Genomic DNA, 17,207 nt, shown 5'->3' on the forward strand with positions numbered 1-17,207 from the left:
CGTCTACCAGATCTTCACGAACTTGTCCGGCGGATTCACCATGGGATCGCCTGCCAGGCAACCGAAATCAGTGGCGAACGGCGCGACGTTGGGCACCACGCCGTTGATGCGCAACGCCGGCGGTGAATGCGGATCGGCAGCGAGCTGAGTGATCGCGGCCTCCGGACGCTGCTTGTCCCGCCAGATCCGCGCGTAATTCAGGAAGAACCGCTGCGTGTCGTTGAACCCGACGATGCCGTTGATCTTGTCGCCGCCGCCCTTCTTGGCCAGCTCCGCGACCAGCGCGTCATAAGCGGTGTTGACACCGCCGAGGTCCGCGATGTTCTCCCCCAACGTGAGCTTCCCGTCCACATGCAGGTCGGGGCGCCCCGGAATCGGCGCGTAGGCATTGAACTGCTCCACCAGCCGGTTGGCACGCTTCTCGAACTCCTCACGGTCGTTCGGCGTCCACCAATTGACCCGGTTGCCCTCACCGTCGAATTGGCTGCCCTCGTCGTCGAACGCGTGGGTGAACTCGTGTCCGATCACGGCACCGATACCGCCGTAGTTGAACGCCGGATCACCCTTCGGGTCGTAGAAGGGCGCCTGCAGAATCGCGGCGGGGATGGTGATGCTGTTCTCGGTGGGGTCGTACTGCGCGTTGACCGTCTGCGGTGTCATCCCCCACAGCGACCGATCGGTCGGGTGACCGATCTTGGCCATGTCGAAGTCGTGGTTGAACTTCAACGCCGCGGCCCGGTCGGTATAGAAGTTGTCGCCGGTCAGCTTCAGTTTCGAGAAGTCCCGATCCTTGTCGGGGAAGCCCACCTTGAGGATCAGCTTGTCCCACTTACCCTTTGCGGCCAGCTTGGTCTGCGGGCTCATCCAGTCGACGGCCTCGATTCGCTTACGCAACGCCTCCTTGACATTGCCCACCATCTCGGTCGCCGAGCGCTTCGCACGATCGCTGAACATGCGATCGACGTACAACTGCCCCAGCGCCGGCCCCACCAGTGTGTTGACCGCTTCTAACCCCTGCTCCCAGCGCTGTTTTTGCGCGGTGGTTCCGGTCAGCGCCGATTTGTACTTGAAAGCGTTGTCGCGGAATGCCGTTGACAAGGCGGCAGCGGATCTGTGTACCGCATGAAACGTCAGGTACGACTTCCAGGTGTCCAGATCGGTGGTGGACAGTAGCCGGTCAAACGTCGTAAAGAACTCGGTCTCGGCCAGCGAGAAAGCCCTGGCCTCCGGGGCGCCGTGCGCCTTCAGGTAAGCGCCCCATTCGAAGTGCGGCGTCACCGCATCGGCCTGGGCCACGGTTACCAACTTGTACTGGTTAGCCGGATCACGTTGTTGCACAGGGCTCAACGTCGCTGCGGCCAGCGCCGATTCGAGGGCGGCCACCTGTTCGGCCCGGGCCTTGGCGGCCGCCTGGTCCGCGCCGATCAATTCGAACGTCGACGCGATATAGGTGCGGTAGGCATCGAAGACCGATGCGTACTTCGGATCGGTGTAGTAATCCTTGGCCGGCATGCCCAGCGCGTCGGCCCGCGCATAGCCGATCTGTTCGGTGGCATTGGCATAGTCGGCACCGGCAGTGAAATCGAAAACCAGATGCTGTCCGGTGGCGCTGTCGGCAGCCAGAAAGGCCGCGAGTTCTTCAGGCGATGCGATCTGATCGATCGCGGCGAGCGTCGGCCGGATGGGGTCATATCCCGCTGCGTCGAGCTTCGCGTCGTCGGTGGCGGCACGGTACAGAAGCCCGACTTGATAGTTGACCGACTCATGATCAGCGGTACCCAGTCCCGAGACCGCACCCTCGACGATCTCGCGCTGAACCTTGCGTGACTCGTCGGCCAGCATGTCGAAACTGCCGTAGCTGGACTTGTCAGCGGGGATGGTGGCGTCTTCGGCCCACTTCGCGTTCACAAACCCGTTGAGATCACTGCACGCGGCAAAACGCATGCTCAGCTGCGCGTTGTCGAATGTCGGAATCGGGGCGTTCGATGCCACCGGGGCGGTGCGCTGGTCATGGGTACACCCGGAAATGGACAGCACCAGCACTAACGCCGCCACACCGGCGGATCGACTCAAAGGCATGCCCACCATTTTGCCCATCTAAGCCGCTACGTCGAGCCTCACACTGTGGCGGGTTTCACGGAGAGCGGGAATTGGTTCGACTGGCTAACGGTCGTACGCTGGCACGAGTGCCGGTGCAGGAGATGCTTCTCGTCGCGCTCGCCGCGTTCGGCGCCGGTGCGATCAACGTGGTCGCCGGGTCCGGCACCCTCATCACCTTCCCCACTCTCATCGCGTTCGGCTACCCGCCCGTGGTGGCGACGATGTCGAATGCCATCGGACTGACCGTCGGCAGCATGACCGGCGTGTGGGGGTATCGCCGCGAGCTGACCGGACAATGGCCCCGGCTCAAATGGCAGATACCGGCCGTGCTGATCGGTGCGCTCATCGGGTCGTTCCTGCTGCTGCATCTCCCCGAGAAGACGTTCGTCACCATCGTGCCCGTGCTACTGATCCTGGCGCTGGTGTTGGTGGTGGTCGGCCCCCGTATTCAGGCCTGGGCGCGTCGGCGTTCCGAGGCACAGGGCCTCAGCGCAGATCATGTCCCTCCGGGTCGCATGGCCGCACTCACCGGAGGAAACTTCCTCGTCGGGATCTACGGCGGGTACTTCACCGCAGCCCAAGGCATCATGCAGATCGCGGTGATGGGCGCACTGCTACCCGAATCCATGCAGCGGATGAACGCGGCCAAGAACGTGCTGGCCATGATCACCAATATCGTTGCCGCTCTTGCATACACGATCGTCGCCTTTGACCGGGTGAGCTGGACGGCGGCCGGGATCATCGCGGCGGGCTCGTTCGTGGGTGGACTCGCCGGCGCGCGCTGGGGGCGCAAACTCTCCCCGGGTGCGCTGCGGGTGGTCATCGTGGCGGTGGGTCTGATCGGCTTGTGGCGCCTGCTCTTCTGACCTTGCCGCGGATGTCGGCTACCTCAGCGGAAGGTTCGCAGCCGCAGGCTGTTCAGCACCACGAAGACCGATGACATCGCCATCGCCGCACCCGCGATCATCGGGTTGAGCAGGCCCAGAGCCGCGAGCGGAATAGCAGCGGTGTTGTAGGCGAAGGCCCAGAACAGATTGGCCTTGATGGTGCCGAGTGTCTTGCGCGACAGCCGCAGTGCCGTCGGCACCGTGGTTAGGTCACCGCGCACCAGGGTCACATCGCTGGCCTCGATCGCGGCATCGGTGCCGGTACCCATGGCCATCCCGATATCGGCTGTGGCCAGTGCGGCGGAGTCGTTGACCCCGTCGCCCACCATTGCGACCTTCTTGCCCTCGGCCTGCAGACGCTTGACGACATCCGCCTTCTCGGTGGGTTTGACTCCCGCGATGACATCGCTCGCGGCGATACCGACTTCCTCGGCGACACGGGCGGCCACCTCCGCGTTGTCGCCCGTCAGCAGCACCGGAGTAATACCCATGGCCTTGAGTTCGTCGATGGCCTGCCGGCTCGACGGTTTCACCGTGTCCGCCACCTCGATCTCACCCCGGCGCAGGCCACCCCAGATGATCGCCGCGGTGGTGTTCTGACCCGCGATAGCCTCGATCGAAACCTCTTGACCATCGACGACACCGGTGACACCGATGCCGGGCTCGTTACGGAATCCGGTCACCGGGGACAGCGCGAGCCCACGCGTCCGCGCCGCATCCACGATGGCCCTGGCCACCGGATGCTCGGAAGCCGATTCCACCGAGGCGGCGATACGCAGGATCTCGTCGGCGTCGGAAACACCTGACCCGATGTTGCGGCGCACGGCCACAACGCTCATCACGCCGGTGGTCACGGTGCCTGTCTTGTCGAGTACCACGGTGTCGATGCTCTTGACGTTCTCCAGCACCTCCGGACCCTTGATCAGCACACCCAGCTGCGCCCCACGCCCGGTACCCACCAGAATCGCTGTGGGCGTGGCCAATCCGAGTGCACACGGGCACGCGATGATCAGCACCGCGACGGCCGCGGTGAAGGCCGACGACAGCGGGTAGCCCTGAGCCACCCAGCCGACGAACGTCAACGCCGCGATTCCGAGTACGACGGGCACGAACACCGACGACACCCGATCAGCGAGCCGCTGCACCTGCGCCTTACCGGTTTGCGCCTCCGACACCAGCTGCGCCATTCGGGCCAGCTGTGTGTCGGCGCCCACCTTGTTGGCGCGTACGACAATCCGCCCGTGAGTGTTGACGTAGCCACCGACCACCAGGTCTCCCGCGCCGACCTCTACAGGTACGGACTCACCCGTCATGGTGGCGGTATCCAAGGCCGAGTGACCGTCGACCACTACGCCGTCAGTCGCGACGCGCTCCCCCGGGCGCACGATGAATTCGTCGCCCACCGCCAATTGCTCGACGGGGATGCGCGTCTCGTGCCCGCCACGCAACACCGCGACATCCTTGGCACCTAGGGATAGCAGCGCCCGCAGCGCCGAGCCTGCCGAGCGCTTGGCGCGTGACTCGGCGAACCTGCCCGCGAGCAGGAACACGGTGACCGCCGCGACGACCTCGAAGTAAACGTGGACATCCCCGTGGGTATGCCCGGCGCTCGCGAACAGCACCCACAGCGACCACACGTACGCCGCGATGGTTCCCAGTGACACCAGGGTGTCCATCGTCGAGGCGCCGTGGCGTGCGTTGACGAACGCGGCACGGTGGAACGGGTAGCCGCCCCACAGCAGGATCGGTGTAGTCAGCGCCGCGACCACAATCTCCCAGCCGGAGAAATGCCAGGGCATCACCATCGAGATGGCAACCACCGGGATGGCCAATAGCAGCGAGCCGAGCAGCCGCGTCTTGAGCTGATTGTCGGGCACGTCGTGGTTCATGTGATCGTGCGGATCGGCGCCGTGATGCTCGTGACCGCTCCGCTGAGGGCCGCTGCGTGAGCCGCCGACCACCTGGGCCTTGTAACCCACAGACTCGACAGCCTTGACCAAGTCCTCATCGGCGATCGAACCGTCGTGCTCGACCCGGGCACTCTCCAGCGCCAGATTCACGCGCGCGGTCACGCCCTCGAGCTTGTTAAGTCCCTTCTCCACACGGGACGCGCATGAGGCACACGTCATGCCATGCAGCCGCAGATCGGTGGTCTCCATGCCCGTGTCAGTGAACTCCATGCCTAAATCATACCCCTAGGGGGTACTAAACGATAGGGTGACCTGCACTACAAGTCGCGCCGCGCCACCACGATCTGCAGTGGCATCGGCAGCTGAACTCTGGCGCGGAGTTCGACAACTATCGACGGATCCGCGTGTGCAGCCAGGCTACGCAACGCCCTCGGGCCATAGGCGCGCAGCTGGCTGATCGCGCCGTCGTGCAGGACCGGGCGCACCCATCCCACCGCCGCCACGAAGAGATATGACGGCGCCAGCAGTGGAGCCGGCAAGCGCAGCAAGTCGATGATCAAGAGCGTGCGTCCGACCCGGGTGCCCTCTGCGAAGACCTTGGCGGCAAGCGACGGCGGCAGATGATGAAACGACAGCGCGAACACCACCAGATCGAACGCACCGTCCGGCGCATCGATAGCTGTCGCATCCATGGCGCGCACGGTCACCCGAGAGTCCGAACCCAGATCCGACGCCGCGATACCCGCGACAGAGGAGGGCTCGATATCCGTCACCGTGATCGAGGCGTCAGGACGTAACTTCAGCAGTTCACGAGAGAGCCCGCCATGGGCGGCGCCGAGCTCGAGCACGCGCGGACTGTCGATACCGACCAGAAATCCGGCCGCCTGCTCCGCATTCCACCTGTGCAGCCCCTTCTTCTCGCCGAGGAGGTCAAGCGCCTCCACGACGGCGCGTTTCTTCGCCGGGACATCGTCGCGGTCCAGGTACTCCAGCCGGTCCGTCTGCAGCTTGCGGTCCCACAAGCGCGCGCCGAAACCAGCACGCGGCATCAGGTCGATATCAACGGTTGGTGTCATGACACCAGACTATCTCGATATCAGGTGACCTGATATTAGAATTAGCTGTGAATAGTCCGGCCAGCGTCACGACGGGCCCGCACACCCCGCGACACCGCAGAAACCAGGAACACCCCGGCCACCGCGGTGAGCACGAGCGCCCGCGCCACGCACGCGCCGTCCAGGGCGGTGAAGTACAACGTTGGCTCGCCCTTGGCGATGGGCGCGACCTCGGTGGGTATGCGCGCGGCCACCGCCGCCCACATTGCGAGCACCATCGCCACCGCCGCGATGGCCAGATCCAGTGCTACGCGCTTCCCAAACTTCACCACTGCTCACTCTCGGTATCGATTTCCGGATCATCACCCAGATCCATGCCTGCCGGCGGCGCAGGCACCAAGGTGGTGAGCGCGCTCCGCAGCTCCTCATGTTTCTTGGCCCAGGCCTGCGCACGACGCCCCCCGGTCAGGCGCAGTCCGACAGGTTTGCGCCCCTTTGGCACGCCCGTCAGCTCGCCCAGTGGACGCGATTCCTCCCATACGTGACGGTCGGCGTCGGGATACAGCCACTTGATCTGGCTGACCGCCAGCGTCTCGCCACCCTGACGAAGTTCGGTGGGTGTCAGCTCCACCGTGGCGTGCACCCGCGCGGCGTAAATCTGCAGCGCGATAAAGAAGGCCACGATGGCCGCCGTGATCAACGGCATGACCGGACTGAAGCCACCCTTGCCCCACACTTGCAGGCCGAACATGATCAACCCGGCGAAGGGACCGAGCAACAGCCACCGCCACCGACCACCGGGCTCATAGAACAGACGCGGTTCAGCGTCGGCCACGTCAGCCATCTTCACCCCCGTCGAACCAGCTCTGTGCGGTCGGCCTGATGATCAGCACATTGGCCACTATCAGCGATAGGGCGGCGATGAGCAGCAGCGGGCCCACCGAACCGGAGCTGGCCATCGCAATGGCACCGAGCACCGAGACCACCGAGAGCGTGATCAGCGCCCGGCGATAGCGCTTGTCACCCTGCCTGGTCCGCCCGGCCAGAAATGCGATGCCGGCCGCCAGCAGGATGCACAACACACCCCACGCCCGGAAGTACGTGACGAGATTTCGTACGTCGGCGTCGGTCAGATCCGGCTTCGCGGCCGCCCGCACCGCGTCATAGCGCTGAGTCACCCCGGCCAGACCGTTCAGGAACAGGGCCGCCGACGACACCACCCAGAACCAGAACGCCACATCGACGATGCGTGGGCGCGGTTGTTCGGATGTCATTCAGGCAGCGTATCGGGGGTGTTTAGCGCTGCCTTGTCAGGTACGCGGTGGAGTCCTCACGATGCAGCAGAAACAGGCCGCCACAGATCAATACGGACGCGGTGATGCCCGAGAGCGCCTGCACAATCGCCGGCACACCTTCCAGGTCAATCAACCGGGTGGCGGTGAACACCACCGATCCCACCGCACCTCCGGTGAGGAAGGTGCGGGCCAGCCGATACCCCGCGCGCATGAGGAAGATCCCGGTGACCACGAGAGACCCCACCACAACGACGATGAACCCGTTGAAGGCGTACACCGTCCAGAGCGGGGCCGCCTTACGCACCTCCGGGTCCTGCTGCCATTGACCGACGTTTGCGGCCATGTAGCTCACGATCATCAACGGCAGCGCGGCCAGCCACAGCCAGCAGCCGGTGTCGATGTCATCGGGCCGCGGCTTGGCCGGACCGCCCGGGGGTTGTCCAGCCAATCCGCCGGGTTGGTGCGGATCGGGATACGTCACGCGACCACGGTAGTGGAGAAGGACAAGACGTCTACTCCAGCCAGCCTGCGGCGTCCGCAGCCCAGTAGGTCAGCACGATGTCAGCCCCCGCGCGCCGGATCGAGGTCAACGTCTCCAATGCCATGGCCTGCAAGTCGATCCAATTGTTCTGAGCCGCAGCACAGATCATCGAATACTCACCCGAGACCTGGTATGCAGCCACCGGCACCGGCGATGCGTCGGCCACCTGCCGGAGCACATCGAGATAGGCCATTGCCGGTTTCACCATGAGGATGTCGGCGCCCTCCTCGACATCGAGCTCGGCCTCGCGTAGGGCTTCCCGGCCGTTCGCCACGTCCTGCTGGTAGGTGCGCCGGTCTCCCTGCAGTGACGAGCCCACCGCCTCGCGGAACGGCCCATAGAACGCCGAAGCGTACTTGGCCGCATACGCCAAAATGATGACGTCGGTGTGCCCGGCGGCGTCCAGACCGTCGCGAATGGCGGCCACCTGACCGTCCATCATGCCGCTCGGACCCACCACACGCGCACCCGAATTCGCCTGTGCTACGGCCATATCCGCGTACTGCCTGAGTGTCACGTCATTGTCCACCCGGCCCGCGGTATCCAGCACCCCGCAGTGGCCATGATCAGTGAACTCGTCGAGGCAGGTATCGGCCATCAGCACCGTGGAGTCGCCGAGGTCGGCGGCCAGGGTCGACAGTGCCCGGTTGAGGATGCCCTGCGGATCCAGCCCGGCGCTACCGGTGGCGTCCTTGTCCTTCTCCTCGGGAACCCCGAACAACATGAGTCCGCCGACACCGGCCTTCACCGCGTCCTCGGCGGCCCGCCGCAAGGATTCGATGCTGTGCTGCACCACACCCGGCATGGACGCAATGGGGCGCGACTCGGCAACGCCGTCGGCCACGAACATCGGCAGCACCAACTGCCGCGGTGCCAGCGTCGTCTCGGCCACCAGCCGACGGATCGCCGGGGTGGACCTCAGCCGACGCGGACGCTGGTAAGGAAAAGGCACAGTAACGACCTCCGCTGCTTCTCCCGCTATCTCTCCGCTACTAGCGCCGACGGCTCTTCTTACGCGGCGGCGGCAGCGCGCCCTCGGTGCGCAACCGCGCGGCATGCTCGGCGAGGGCCTCGACCAGCGGGCCGACGGCGGCGGTCTCCGGCTGCACGTCCACCCGCAGCCCGAATTCGATTGCGGTCTCCGCGGTTTTCGGTCCGATGCAGGCCACGATGGTGCGCGCATGCGGCTTCCCGGCGATACCCACCAGATTGCGCACCGTCGAGCTCGAGGTGAAGCACACGGCGTCGAATCCACCGGTCTTGATCATCTCGCGGGTCTGCGCTGCCGGTGGCGCCGCACGCACGGTGCGGTACGCGGTCACGTCGTCGATTTCCCACCCGCGCTCCCGCAGCCCCTCGGCGAGAGTTTCGGTGGCGATATCGGCGCGAGGCAGCAGCACCCGGTTCACCGGGTCGAAAACGTCGTCATAGGGCGGGAACTCATCGAGCAGGCCCAGCGAGGACTGCTCTCCTTCGGGCACCAGCTCGGGGTTGATACCAAAGGCGCGCACCTTGTCGGCGGTCGCCTGCCCCACGCATGCGATCTTCACACCGGAGAAGGCGCGGGCGTCCAGACCGAACTCGGCGAACTTCTCCCACACCGCACGCACCGCATTGGTGGAGGTGAAGACCACCCACTGGTACCGGCCATCGACCAGACCCTTGACGGCCCTCTCCATTTGGGCTGGGCTGCGCGGCGGCTCCACGGCGATGGTGGGCACCTCGACCGGCAGGGCTCCGTATCCGACGAGCTTCTCGCTCATCTCGCCGGCCTGATCTTTGGTGCGCGGTACCAGCACGGTCCAGCCGTACAGCGCACGACTCTCCCACCAGTTCAGCTTGGAGCGGCCACCGACCACACGGCCGATCGTCAGCACCAGGGCACCGGTCATCGGGCCGTGCGGGTCATTGGCATCCACCGGCACGCCGTCGATCAGCGAGGCCAGCGTGGTCTCCACGGTGCGCTGTGCGCAGGTGGTGCCCTGCGCGGTGACCGCGACCAGGGTCTGATCGGACAAACCGTGCTCGATGAGCGCCTTGGCGGCGTCGGGCACATGTGTCGGGGTGGCATGCAGGATCAGCGGGCCCGGAGCAGCGGCCAGCGCCGCCCAGTCCACGTCACCGCGCACATCGGCGACGGTGTGTGCGGATCCCGGCGGTAGACCGGCGTAGGCGGGCACCGCGGTGCTCGACGACAGCCCGGGCAGAATCTCGAAGGCGACCTGAGTACGGGTGACCGCGGTGACCTCAGCGAGCACCGAATCGATCGAGAGCGGATCGCCGGCGACCAGCCGCACGACATCCACACCGTTCTTGGCCTCGGCGACCAGGGTCTTGGCAACATCGGCGGGATCACCCAGCGCGGGGCGAATGTCGATGGTCAGCGGCGGCTCGACAGCGGCCTCGACGTCACTCGACGTGGGCGCGTCGTCGGTACCGGTCGTGGGTTTGACCGGCGCGGGTTCAGGAAGCTCGACCGCGGACCCGACGAGATCGAGTACCGCCTGCGGCACATCGGGGTCGGTGAACGCGACGGTGGCACCTGTGAGTACCGCGCGTGCGCGGACCGTCAGCAGACCAGGATCTCCCGGCCCGGAACCAACGAACAGGATGCGCCCTGGCTTCTTGCGCCCTCGGGTCACTACTGCCTCCCATATCGGCGGTTTGCGCCGCCTATTCAGCTGTCATCAGTGCTCGCGCACCGAGATCGAGCAGTTCCCTCGCGACCGCGAGCCCGAGCTCTGCGGCCTGCTCGGGGGTGCCAATCCCAGAGGCCCGAATCACGTCAGATCCGTCCAGCGCCGCCGCACATCCGCGCAACGACAGTTCGTCGAAGACGCGGCCATCCTCATCAATCGACTCGACCACCTCAGCGATCGCGCCGACCGGTGCGGTACAACCCGCCTCCAGCTCGGCAAGCAGAGCCCTTTCGGCAGTCACCGCGGCGCGCGAGTCGGTGTGATCGAGTTCCGCCAGCACAGCCACCAGATCGGTGGCCTCGCTGCGGCACTCCACCGCCAGCGCTCCTTGAGCCGGTGCGGGCAACATCTGCACCGGTTCCAGTGTCTCGGTGATGCGGTCCAGACGTCCGATTCGGGCCAAACCCGCCCGGGCGACTACCACAGCATCAAGATCACCGTTGGAGACCCTGCTCAACCTGGTATCCAGGTTGCCTCTTAGGGGGCGAATTTCCAAACCGAGACCCAGTGCTCTAAGCTGCGCGGCCCGTCGCGGAGACGAGGTACCGATCACCGAGCCCGCCGGCAACTCCCCCAGCACCAGTCCGTCACGGGCCACCAGGGCATCCCGGTAGTCCTCACGAGGCGGAATGGCGGCTATGACGAAGCGCGGGTCGGCGGCCGTTGGCAAATCCTTGTAGGAATGCACGGCAACATCGACGACGTTATCGGCGATGGCCTCGCGCAGAGCGGCCGTGAAGACCCCCACACCGATTTGCTCGACAGGTGCCGACGACTGGTCCCCCGCCGTCGTCACGATTACCAGCTCTGCCTCGTGCCCTTTGGCGCGCAGCGCATCCCGGATAACCCCGGCTTGAGTCGTCGCTAACAGACTGCCGCGGGTACCAATTCGGATCATCGGCTCTCTTCGTGTAATTCCTTTGTGGCGAGCGGTAATTCGCCGGCCGTGGCCACCGCCTCGACGGTGTGCGGATCGAGCTCGAACAGCTCGCGCAACGCCTCGGCATAACTGTCGCCACCGGGCGCCGACGCCAGCTGCTTCACCCGCACCGTGGGAGCGTGCAACAGCTTGTCGACGACTCGGCGAACTGTCTTGGCGACCTCGTCCCGCTCGGCCCCCGCCAGGCTCGGCAGCCGGCCATCCAGCCGCAGCAGTTCGGCCTCCACCACCTCAGCGGCCCGCTGGCGCAACGCGGTGACTGTCGGGGTGACCTCCGCCATCCGCTCACCGGTCAGATATCGGGCCACCTCGTCGTTGACGATCTGACGAGCAGCGCCCGCATCGTCGGCGGCCGCGCGCGCAGTGGGCTCACGCTGGATGCGCTCCATGTCCACCACGACGACGCCGGGCAGCCCGGCCACCGTCGGATCGACGTCGCGCGGCATACCCAGATCGCAGAACACGAGTTGACGTCCACCACCCAGAGCGCGGTGGACATCGGCCAGTGTGATCACCGGCCGGACCGCTCCGGTACAGGAAACCACCACATCGGCTTGCGCCAGCGCCTGGTCAAGATGGTCCAGGGTGATCGCCTGCGCGTTCACGCCCGCCTCGCGCGCGGTCGCGGCGAGCCGTTGCGCACGCTCGGCACTGCGGTTCACCACCCAGAGGTTGTCGATCCCGGCACGAATCAGCTGCGCGGTCGCCAATGAGCCCATCGAACCGGCCCCGACAACGGCAGCGGTGCGCCCCGGCAGACCGTCGAGCTTGCCGTCCGCCAGATTCAGGGCCACCGACACCACCGAGGCGCCGGCTGCGTCGATACCGGTCTCCGAATGCACTCGCTTGCCCACCCGCAGCGCGCTTTGAGACAGCTCATGCAGCACCCGGCCCACCGCTTGATGCGTTTCGGCGGTGGCATACGCATTGCGCACCTGGCCCAACACCTGCTGCTCGCCGATCACCATGGAATCCAGGCCGCTGGCCACCGCGAACAGGTGCTCGACGGCGGCCTCGCTGTACCGGACGTAGGCGTATTTGGTGAGCTCGTTCATGCCCATGCCGGCGTGGCGGGCGATCGCCTCACCGATGACAGTCAGGCCGCCGTGGAAGGCCTCAACCACGGCATATACCTCGACCCGGTTGCAGGTCGAGAGCACCATGACCTCTGTGACCAGGGGGGATTGCAGAATGTGTTCGATGATCTTGGGCTGATCGGCCTCGCCAATCGCCAGCTTCTCCAGCACCGGCACAGGCGCGCTACGGTGCGAGGCTCCGAACAGCAGGACACTCACCGCAGGTCACTCCGCTGACATCTCACTGTCCAGCTCCCTTGCTTTTGGTGAGGCTCGAACTTCATGCACGGTAGCCCGAAAATGGCCACTGGGCAAAATCCAAACAGCCTGTTATCGGTCACGTTTCAGGTCCGCCCGGAGCCGAGGCTCGTCTACTTCCCAATAGCTGTGCTCCTGACCGTCCAGCAGCACCACCGGAAGCCGGTCGCCGAACTCCGCGCGCAAAGACGAATCTGTGATCGCGGCCTCATCCACATCGGTGACGGTGAGCGGGACCCCGAACTCGTCGGCCAGGGCCGCCAATTCACGCTGCGCACGTTCGCAGGCAGAGCACCCCACGCGTGTCAGCAGCGTTAGTGACGTCATATGTCAATTCTGCCACCGGGTCCCCCGAGTTCCCGCCACCCTCAGTAGGGTTAAACGGCATTGGAAACGGCGGACAGGAAGGGCGGTTAAGCCGGTCATGACCAGCCCCCAGATCAACGGCGACCCCCCTACCGAAGGCCCCGCGGAGGAACAGCTGCTGGCCGAGGCATTCGCCGAAGACGTCGCACGCGCCGCCTCCTTCGCCGAGGCAGACGCCGCGGCGGCCACCGAGCAGCCCACGGGTCCGCCGCCCGCCGATCTGACCGCCGCCGCGTTCTTCGATGTCGACAACACCCTGGTGCATGGCTCCTCGCTGGTGCACTTCGGCCGCGGCCTGGCGCAGCGCGACTATTTCCAGTACTCGGACATGCTTCAGTTCGTCTGGGCGCAGGCGAAGTTCCGGCTGACCGGCCGGGAGAACTCCGACGATGTCGCGGCCGGTCGGCAGAAGGCGCTCTCTTTCATCGAGGGCCGCAGTGTCGACGAACTCGTCACACTCAGCGAGGAGATCTACGACGAGACGCTCGCCGACAAGATCTGGCCCGGCACCAGGGCGCTGACCCAGATGCACCTCGATGCCGGCCAACAGGTGTGGCTCGTCACGGCCACTCCCAAGGAGCTGGCCGAGACCATCGCCCGGCGGCTGGGCCTCACCGGGGCGCTGGGCACCGTCGCAGAATCGGTGGACGGGGTGTTCACCGGCCGGCTGGTGGGCGACATCCTGCACGGGCCGGGCAAGGCGCGGGCCGTGCGCAACCTGGCCATCCGCAATGGGTTGAATCTCAAGCGCTGCACCGCCTACAGCGACAGCATCAACGATGTGCCGATGCTCTCCCTGGTGGGAACCGCGGTGGCCATCAATCCCGATGCGGAGCTGCGGGACGTGGCACGACGGCGGGGGTGGGAAGTCCGCGACTTCCGAACCGCGCGCAAGGCGGCCCGAATCGGCGTGCCCTCGGCGGTGCTGCTCGGGGCCGCGGGTGGAGCCCTCGCGGCCGCACTGGCCCGTCGTGAGAAGTAATGATCGGCATTACCGCTGCTGATAGGCTCAGCGCCGCTTGAACTGTCTAGATTCGTACCTGACCTGCAGCGAAATGGGTTAATGCATGGCCATCCGCCAAGACATCGTCGGAACGCACTACCGCTACCCCGATTACTTCGAGGTCGGCCGCGAGAAGATGCGTGAATTCGCCACGGCCATCAAGGACGAGTGCGAGGTGAACTCGGGCGTCGTGGCTCCCATCACCTTCCTGGCGGTCGCGGGCCGGCGCGTGCAACACAAGATATTCACCGAGATGGATCTGCCCATCAACGTGGCGCGCGTGTTGCACCGCGACCAGAAGCTCAAGTTCCACCGCCCCATCAAGGCAGGCGACCGGCTGTACTTCGACAGCTACCTGGACAGTGTGCTGGAGTCGCACGGCATGGTGACGGCCGAAGTTCGGGCCGAGGTGACCGATGCCGACGGCGAACCCGTCGCGACGAGCATCGTGACCATGATCGGCGAGGCCGAGGGACACGAAACCGACGCGGCTTCCATGGCCGCGAACATCGCCTCACATCGCAAGGCTTAGCGGCCTCGACGGTCCTGCCGGTAGGTACTCGGGGTTGTCCCGAACCAGCGCTTGCAGCTTCGGGTGAACACGCTCTGCTCGGCATAGCCGAGCTGCCTGCTCAGATGATCGAGACTCAAATCGGTATCGGACAGCAGTCGCTCGGCAGCTTCCCGACGGGTTTGGTCGACAAGCTCGGCGAAGGTCGTGCCCTCGGCTCCCAGTCGCCGTTGCAGCGCCTTCGGGTGCACCCCGAGATGTAAGGCGATGTCCCCCAAACCAATCGCCCCGGTCGGGAGCAGCTGCCGGATGAGGACACGCGCCAGCTGACTGGAATCCGGTTTGCGGTTGGCCTGAGTGCCCGTCAGGTAGTCGACGGCGGTCTGGTGGGCAAGATGGTCTTTGGGCAACGACTTCTGCATGTCGGTGGCCCGCAGGGTGAAACCGCCGACAGGCTCACAGAAGAACGGTGGACAGCCGAAATACCGCTGATACCCCGCGGCCGGGGTCAGTGCCTGGTGCGGTAGATGAACGGAAACAGGCCGATAGCTCCCGCCCAGGAAGTGATGCAACACCCGCAGTGTGACACCCAACGACAGTTCGACTGCCTGCGCCTGCGGAGGGGCGGGGGTCAGGAGATACTCGAACTCGAACCTGCACAGCGACGGATCCCGATGCTCTATGACCCGCGCGCCTATCGCCGGACAGTATGCGCCCATGAACTTTTCGAGAATCGCGAAGGCGTCGGCAACTGTGGCCGCCGTACGCGCCGCCAAACCCACCGGCCCCAGGATCTCGATGCCCTGCCGCCGGGCCAGTCGGCGGCCGAAGTCCGGCGCGTTCAGGGCCGCCGCAGTTTCCTCCAGTGCGCGAGCACCGTTGCGCAGGGAGATGAACCGCTCGTATGAGCCGGCGTCTACGGGTGAAACCCGCGCTCTGGCAAGCAGTTCGCTGCCGTCCCCGCCGAGTTCGGCCACCAGCTGGTGATAGTTGGTGAGCGCCGAACCGCGGATCACCGACATGTCTCAAACTGTCAAATATTTGTCTTCCAATGTCAAGACAAGCAGGTGGGATGTGCTGCACGATCAACGTTCGGCGAGCAAGATCGTCACAACAGGAGAGGGTGAGCCCGTGAAGGTTTGGTGTACGCAGTGGACCAAATTATTGGTCGTGATGAGCACCGTCGCATTGGCGGCGGGACTTACCAGCTGCTCGAAAGAGTCTGGTTCCCAGAAGCTTTCCACCGATGAAGCCAAGTCCATCGCCATGGACGCATACATCTATGGCTATGCCCTTGTCACCATGGAGATGACCCGCCGCGTGATGACCAACGTGGAGAAGGTCGAATCTCCCCGCGCCCCAATGGGACAGCTCATGCGGATGCGCGAGTATCCCAACGCGGCCTTTCGAGATGTCACCGCACCTAATGCCGACACCCTCTACACGAACGCGTTCCTCGACGTCGGCAAGGAACCGTGGATCGTGAGCCTGCCCGATGCCCACGACCGCTATTACCTGCTCCCCATGCTGGACGGGTACACGAATGTCTTCGAGATACCTGGCAAACGCACGACGGGCACCGGCCCCCAGACTTACGCCATCACCGGCCCTGGCTGGAAAGGCGAACTGCCCCAAGGGGTCAAGGAATACAAGTCACCAACGTCGATCGTGTGGCTACTGGGTCGCATCTACTGCACCGGAACCCCGGAGGATTACGCCGCCGTCCATAAGATGCAGGACGAAATGTCGCTGGTGCCGTTGAGTTCGTACGGCAAGCAGTACACCCCGCCCGTCGGCACCGTGGACCCGAGCATCGATATGAAAACGCCCGTCCGTGACCAGGTCAACAATCTGAGCACCAAGGCGTACTTCGACATGCTGGCGACCCTGATGAAAGACAATCCGCCCACCGAGGCCGACAAACCGATCGTGGAGAAGATGGCCAAGATCGGCATCGAGGCCGGAAAGCCCTTCGACATCGACAAGCTCGGCGCCGACACCGTCAGCGCCCTGCAATCGGTGCCCAAGGAGGCATTCGGCAAGATCATGGCGCACTTCAAGGACGCCGGCGAGAACATCAACGGGTGGGTGTTCACCACCAAGACCGGCGTATACGGCACCGAGTACCTACAGCGCGCAACGGTCAGCGCAATCGGGCTGGGCGCAAACCGGCCCGAGGATGCCGTCTATCCCACCTCGGAGGTCGATAACGCCGGGAAACCGTATGACGGGTCACGTAAGTACGTGCTGCACTTCGACAAGGATCAACTACCACCTGCCGAGGGGTTCTGGTCACTGACGATGTACGACGCGGGAATGTTCTTCGTCGACAACCCACTGGACCGGTACACGCTGAGTCAGCGCAACAACTTCGCGACCAACCCCGACGGATCGGTGGATTTGTATCTGCAACACGACAATCCCGGACCAGGAAAGGAGTCGAACTGGCTCCCCGCACCCGAGGCTAAGTTCAACCTCATGCTCCGCCTGTACTGGCCGAAGGAAACGCCGCCGTCGATCATTGACGGCACCTGGAAACCACCCGCCGTACAACAAGTCCCGTAAG

General features: G+C 65.0%; 17 protein-coding genes. 4 read left to right on the forward strand and 13 right to left on the reverse strand.

Annotation, left to right across the window (positions count from 1 at the left end; translation table 11 throughout):
• Positions 1-3: 3 nt before the first annotated feature.
• Complete coding sequence (locus BB28_RS20085) at positions 4-2,088, reverse strand: M13 family metallopeptidase (RefSeq protein ID WP_046256014.1); 2,085 nt, start codon at positions 2,086-2,088, stop codon at positions 4-6.
• Between the two features lie 98 nt (positions 2,089-2,186).
• Here BB28_RS20085 and BB28_RS20090 point away from each other — a divergent pair, with 98 nt between their 5' ends.
• Entirely contained in the window at positions 2,187-2,966 is a 780-nt protein-coding gene (locus BB28_RS20090; RefSeq protein WP_030096517.1) for a sulfite exporter TauE/SafE family protein, read from the forward strand.
• A gap of 23 nt (positions 2,967-2,989) precedes the next feature.
• Here the strand turns inward: BB28_RS20090 and BB28_RS20095 are convergent, their stop codons facing one another.
• The 11 genes from BB28_RS20095 to BB28_RS20145 all read right to left on the reverse strand — a co-directional run bounded on the left by BB28_RS20095 (position 2,990) and on the right by BB28_RS20145 (position 13,088).
• Positions 2,990-5,167, reverse strand: coding sequence for a heavy metal translocating P-type ATPase (locus BB28_RS20095; RefSeq protein WP_046254778.1), 2,178 nt, complete (start codon positions 5,165-5,167; stop codon positions 2,990-2,992).
• A 47-nt stretch (positions 5,168-5,214) separates the two neighbouring features.
• A complete protein-coding gene (locus BB28_RS20100) occupies positions 5,215-5,973 on the reverse strand; it encodes a class I SAM-dependent methyltransferase (RefSeq protein ID WP_046254779.1) in 759 nt (252 codons plus the stop codon).
• A 41-nt stretch (positions 5,974-6,014) separates the two neighbouring features.
• Positions 6,015-6,257: a hypothetical protein gene (locus BB28_RS20105; protein ID WP_046256015.1), complete on the reverse strand. Its 243-nt coding sequence runs from the start codon at positions 6,255-6,257 to the stop codon at positions 6,015-6,017.
• Positions 6,258-6,277: 20 nt separating this feature from the next.
• Positions 6,278-6,796: a hypothetical protein gene (locus BB28_RS20110; RefSeq protein ID WP_046254780.1), complete on the reverse strand. Its 519-nt coding sequence runs from the start codon at positions 6,794-6,796 to the stop codon at positions 6,278-6,280.
• Positions 6,789-7,226: a hypothetical protein gene (locus BB28_RS20115; protein ID WP_030096512.1), complete on the reverse strand. Its 438-nt coding sequence runs from the start codon at positions 7,224-7,226 to the stop codon at positions 6,789-6,791. Before BB28_RS20115 ends, BB28_RS20110 begins: the two co-directional genes overlap by 8 nt.
• A gap of 22 nt (positions 7,227-7,248) precedes the next feature.
• The gene (locus BB28_RS20120) at positions 7,249-7,728 is read right to left on the reverse strand and encodes a hypothetical protein (protein WP_030096511.1); all 480 of its coding nucleotides are present in this window, start codon (positions 7,726-7,728) and stop codon (positions 7,249-7,251) included.
• Positions 7,729-7,759: 31 nt separating this feature from the next.
• On the reverse strand, positions 7,760-8,740 hold the full coding sequence (gene hemB / locus BB28_RS20125) for a porphobilinogen synthase (protein ID WP_046254781.1): 981 nt from the start codon (positions 8,738-8,740) through the stop codon (positions 7,760-7,762).
• 40 nt (positions 8,741-8,780) lie between these two features.
• Positions 8,781-10,430, reverse strand: a complete 1,650-nt coding sequence (locus BB28_RS20130) for a bifunctional uroporphyrinogen-III C-methyltransferase/uroporphyrinogen-III synthase (RefSeq protein WP_030096505.1) — start codon at positions 10,428-10,430, stop codon at positions 8,781-8,783.
• A 31-nt stretch (positions 10,431-10,461) separates the two neighbouring features.
• Complete coding sequence (gene hemC / locus BB28_RS20135; protein ID WP_030096504.1) at positions 10,462-11,385, reverse strand: hydroxymethylbilane synthase; 924 nt, start codon at positions 11,383-11,385, stop codon at positions 10,462-10,464.
• Positions 11,382-12,722, reverse strand: a complete 1,341-nt coding sequence (locus tag BB28_RS20140) for a glutamyl-tRNA reductase (RefSeq protein ID WP_046254782.1) — start codon at positions 12,720-12,722, stop codon at positions 11,382-11,384. The genes hemC and BB28_RS20140 overlap by 4 nt, the downstream gene beginning before the upstream one ends.
• Before the next feature lie 111 nt (positions 12,723-12,833).
• Positions 12,834-13,088: a glutaredoxin family protein gene (locus tag BB28_RS20145; protein WP_030096502.1), complete on the reverse strand. Its 255-nt coding sequence runs from the start codon at positions 13,086-13,088 to the stop codon at positions 12,834-12,836.
• A 97-nt stretch (positions 13,089-13,185) separates the two neighbouring features.
• On the opposite strand from BB28_RS20145, the gene BB28_RS20150 reads away from it, so the two are divergent.
• Together BB28_RS20150 and BB28_RS20155 are read left to right on the forward strand one after the other, a co-directional pair.
• Complete coding sequence (locus BB28_RS20150) at positions 13,186-14,109, forward strand: HAD family hydrolase (protein WP_030096501.1); 924 nt, start codon at positions 13,186-13,188, stop codon at positions 14,107-14,109.
• An 85-nt stretch (positions 14,110-14,194) separates the two neighbouring features.
• Entirely contained in the window at positions 14,195-14,662 is a 468-nt protein-coding gene (locus BB28_RS20155) for an FAS1-like dehydratase domain-containing protein (RefSeq protein WP_030096500.1), read from the forward strand.
• On the opposite strand, the gene BB28_RS20160 is transcribed toward BB28_RS20155, so the two are convergent.
• Positions 14,659-15,663 (reverse strand): AraC family transcriptional regulator, encoded by a 1,005-nt coding sequence (locus BB28_RS20160; RefSeq protein ID WP_046254783.1) that lies wholly within the window; start codon positions 15,661-15,663, stop codon positions 14,659-14,661. The two genes, BB28_RS20155 and BB28_RS20160, sit on opposite strands and share 4 nt — an antisense overlap.
• A 109-nt stretch (positions 15,664-15,772) precedes the next feature.
• Between BB28_RS20160 and BB28_RS20165 the strand changes: the two genes are divergently transcribed.
• A complete protein-coding gene (locus tag BB28_RS20165; protein ID WP_046256016.1) occupies positions 15,773-17,206 on the forward strand; it encodes a DUF1254 domain-containing protein in 1,434 nt (477 codons plus the stop codon).
• Position 17,207: the final 1 nt, after the last annotated feature.

It is taken from the genome of Mycobacteroides chelonae CCUG 47445 (assembly GCF_001632805.1).
In the GTDB taxonomy this organism is placed as follows: domain Bacteria; phylum Actinomycetota; class Actinomycetes; order Mycobacteriales; family Mycobacteriaceae; genus Mycobacterium; species Mycobacterium chelonae.

Bases quoted from the DNA above. Each gene is read 5' to 3' on its own strand.
- hemC (WP_030096504.1), bottom strand. From the start codon at position 11,385: ATGATCCGAATTGGTACCCGCGGCAGTCTGTTAGCGACGACTCAAGCC.
- BB28_RS20145 (WP_030096502.1), bottom strand. From the start codon at position 13,088: ATGACGTCACTAACGCTGCTGACACGCGTGGGGTGCTCTGCCTGCGAA.
- BB28_RS20100 (WP_046254779.1), bottom strand. From the start codon at position 5,973: ATGACACCAACCGTTGATATCGACCTGATGCCGCGTGCTGGTTTCGGC.
- BB28_RS20085 (WP_046256014.1), bottom strand. From the start codon at position 2,088: ATGGTGGGCATGCCTTTGAGTCGATCCGCCGGTGTGGCGGCGTTAGTG.
- BB28_RS20150 (WP_030096501.1), top strand. From the start codon at position 13,186: ATGACCAGCCCCCAGATCAACGGCGACCCCCCTACCGAAGGCCCCGCG.
- BB28_RS20095 (WP_046254778.1), bottom strand. From the start codon at position 5,167: ATGGAGTTCACTGACACGGGCATGGAGACCACCGATCTGCGGCTGCAT.
- BB28_RS20110 (WP_046254780.1), bottom strand. From the start codon at position 6,796: ATGGCTGACGTGGCCGACGCTGAACCGCGTCTGTTCTATGAGCCCGGT.
- BB28_RS20115 (WP_030096512.1), bottom strand. From the start codon at position 7,226: ATGACATCCGAACAACCGCGCCCACGCATCGTCGATGTGGCGTTCTGG.
- BB28_RS20155 (WP_030096500.1), top strand. From the start codon at position 14,195: ATGGCCATCCGCCAAGACATCGTCGGAACGCACTACCGCTACCCCGAT.
- BB28_RS20160 (WP_046254783.1), bottom strand. From the start codon at position 15,663: ATGTCGGTGATCCGCGGTTCGGCGCTCACCAACTATCACCAGCTGGTG.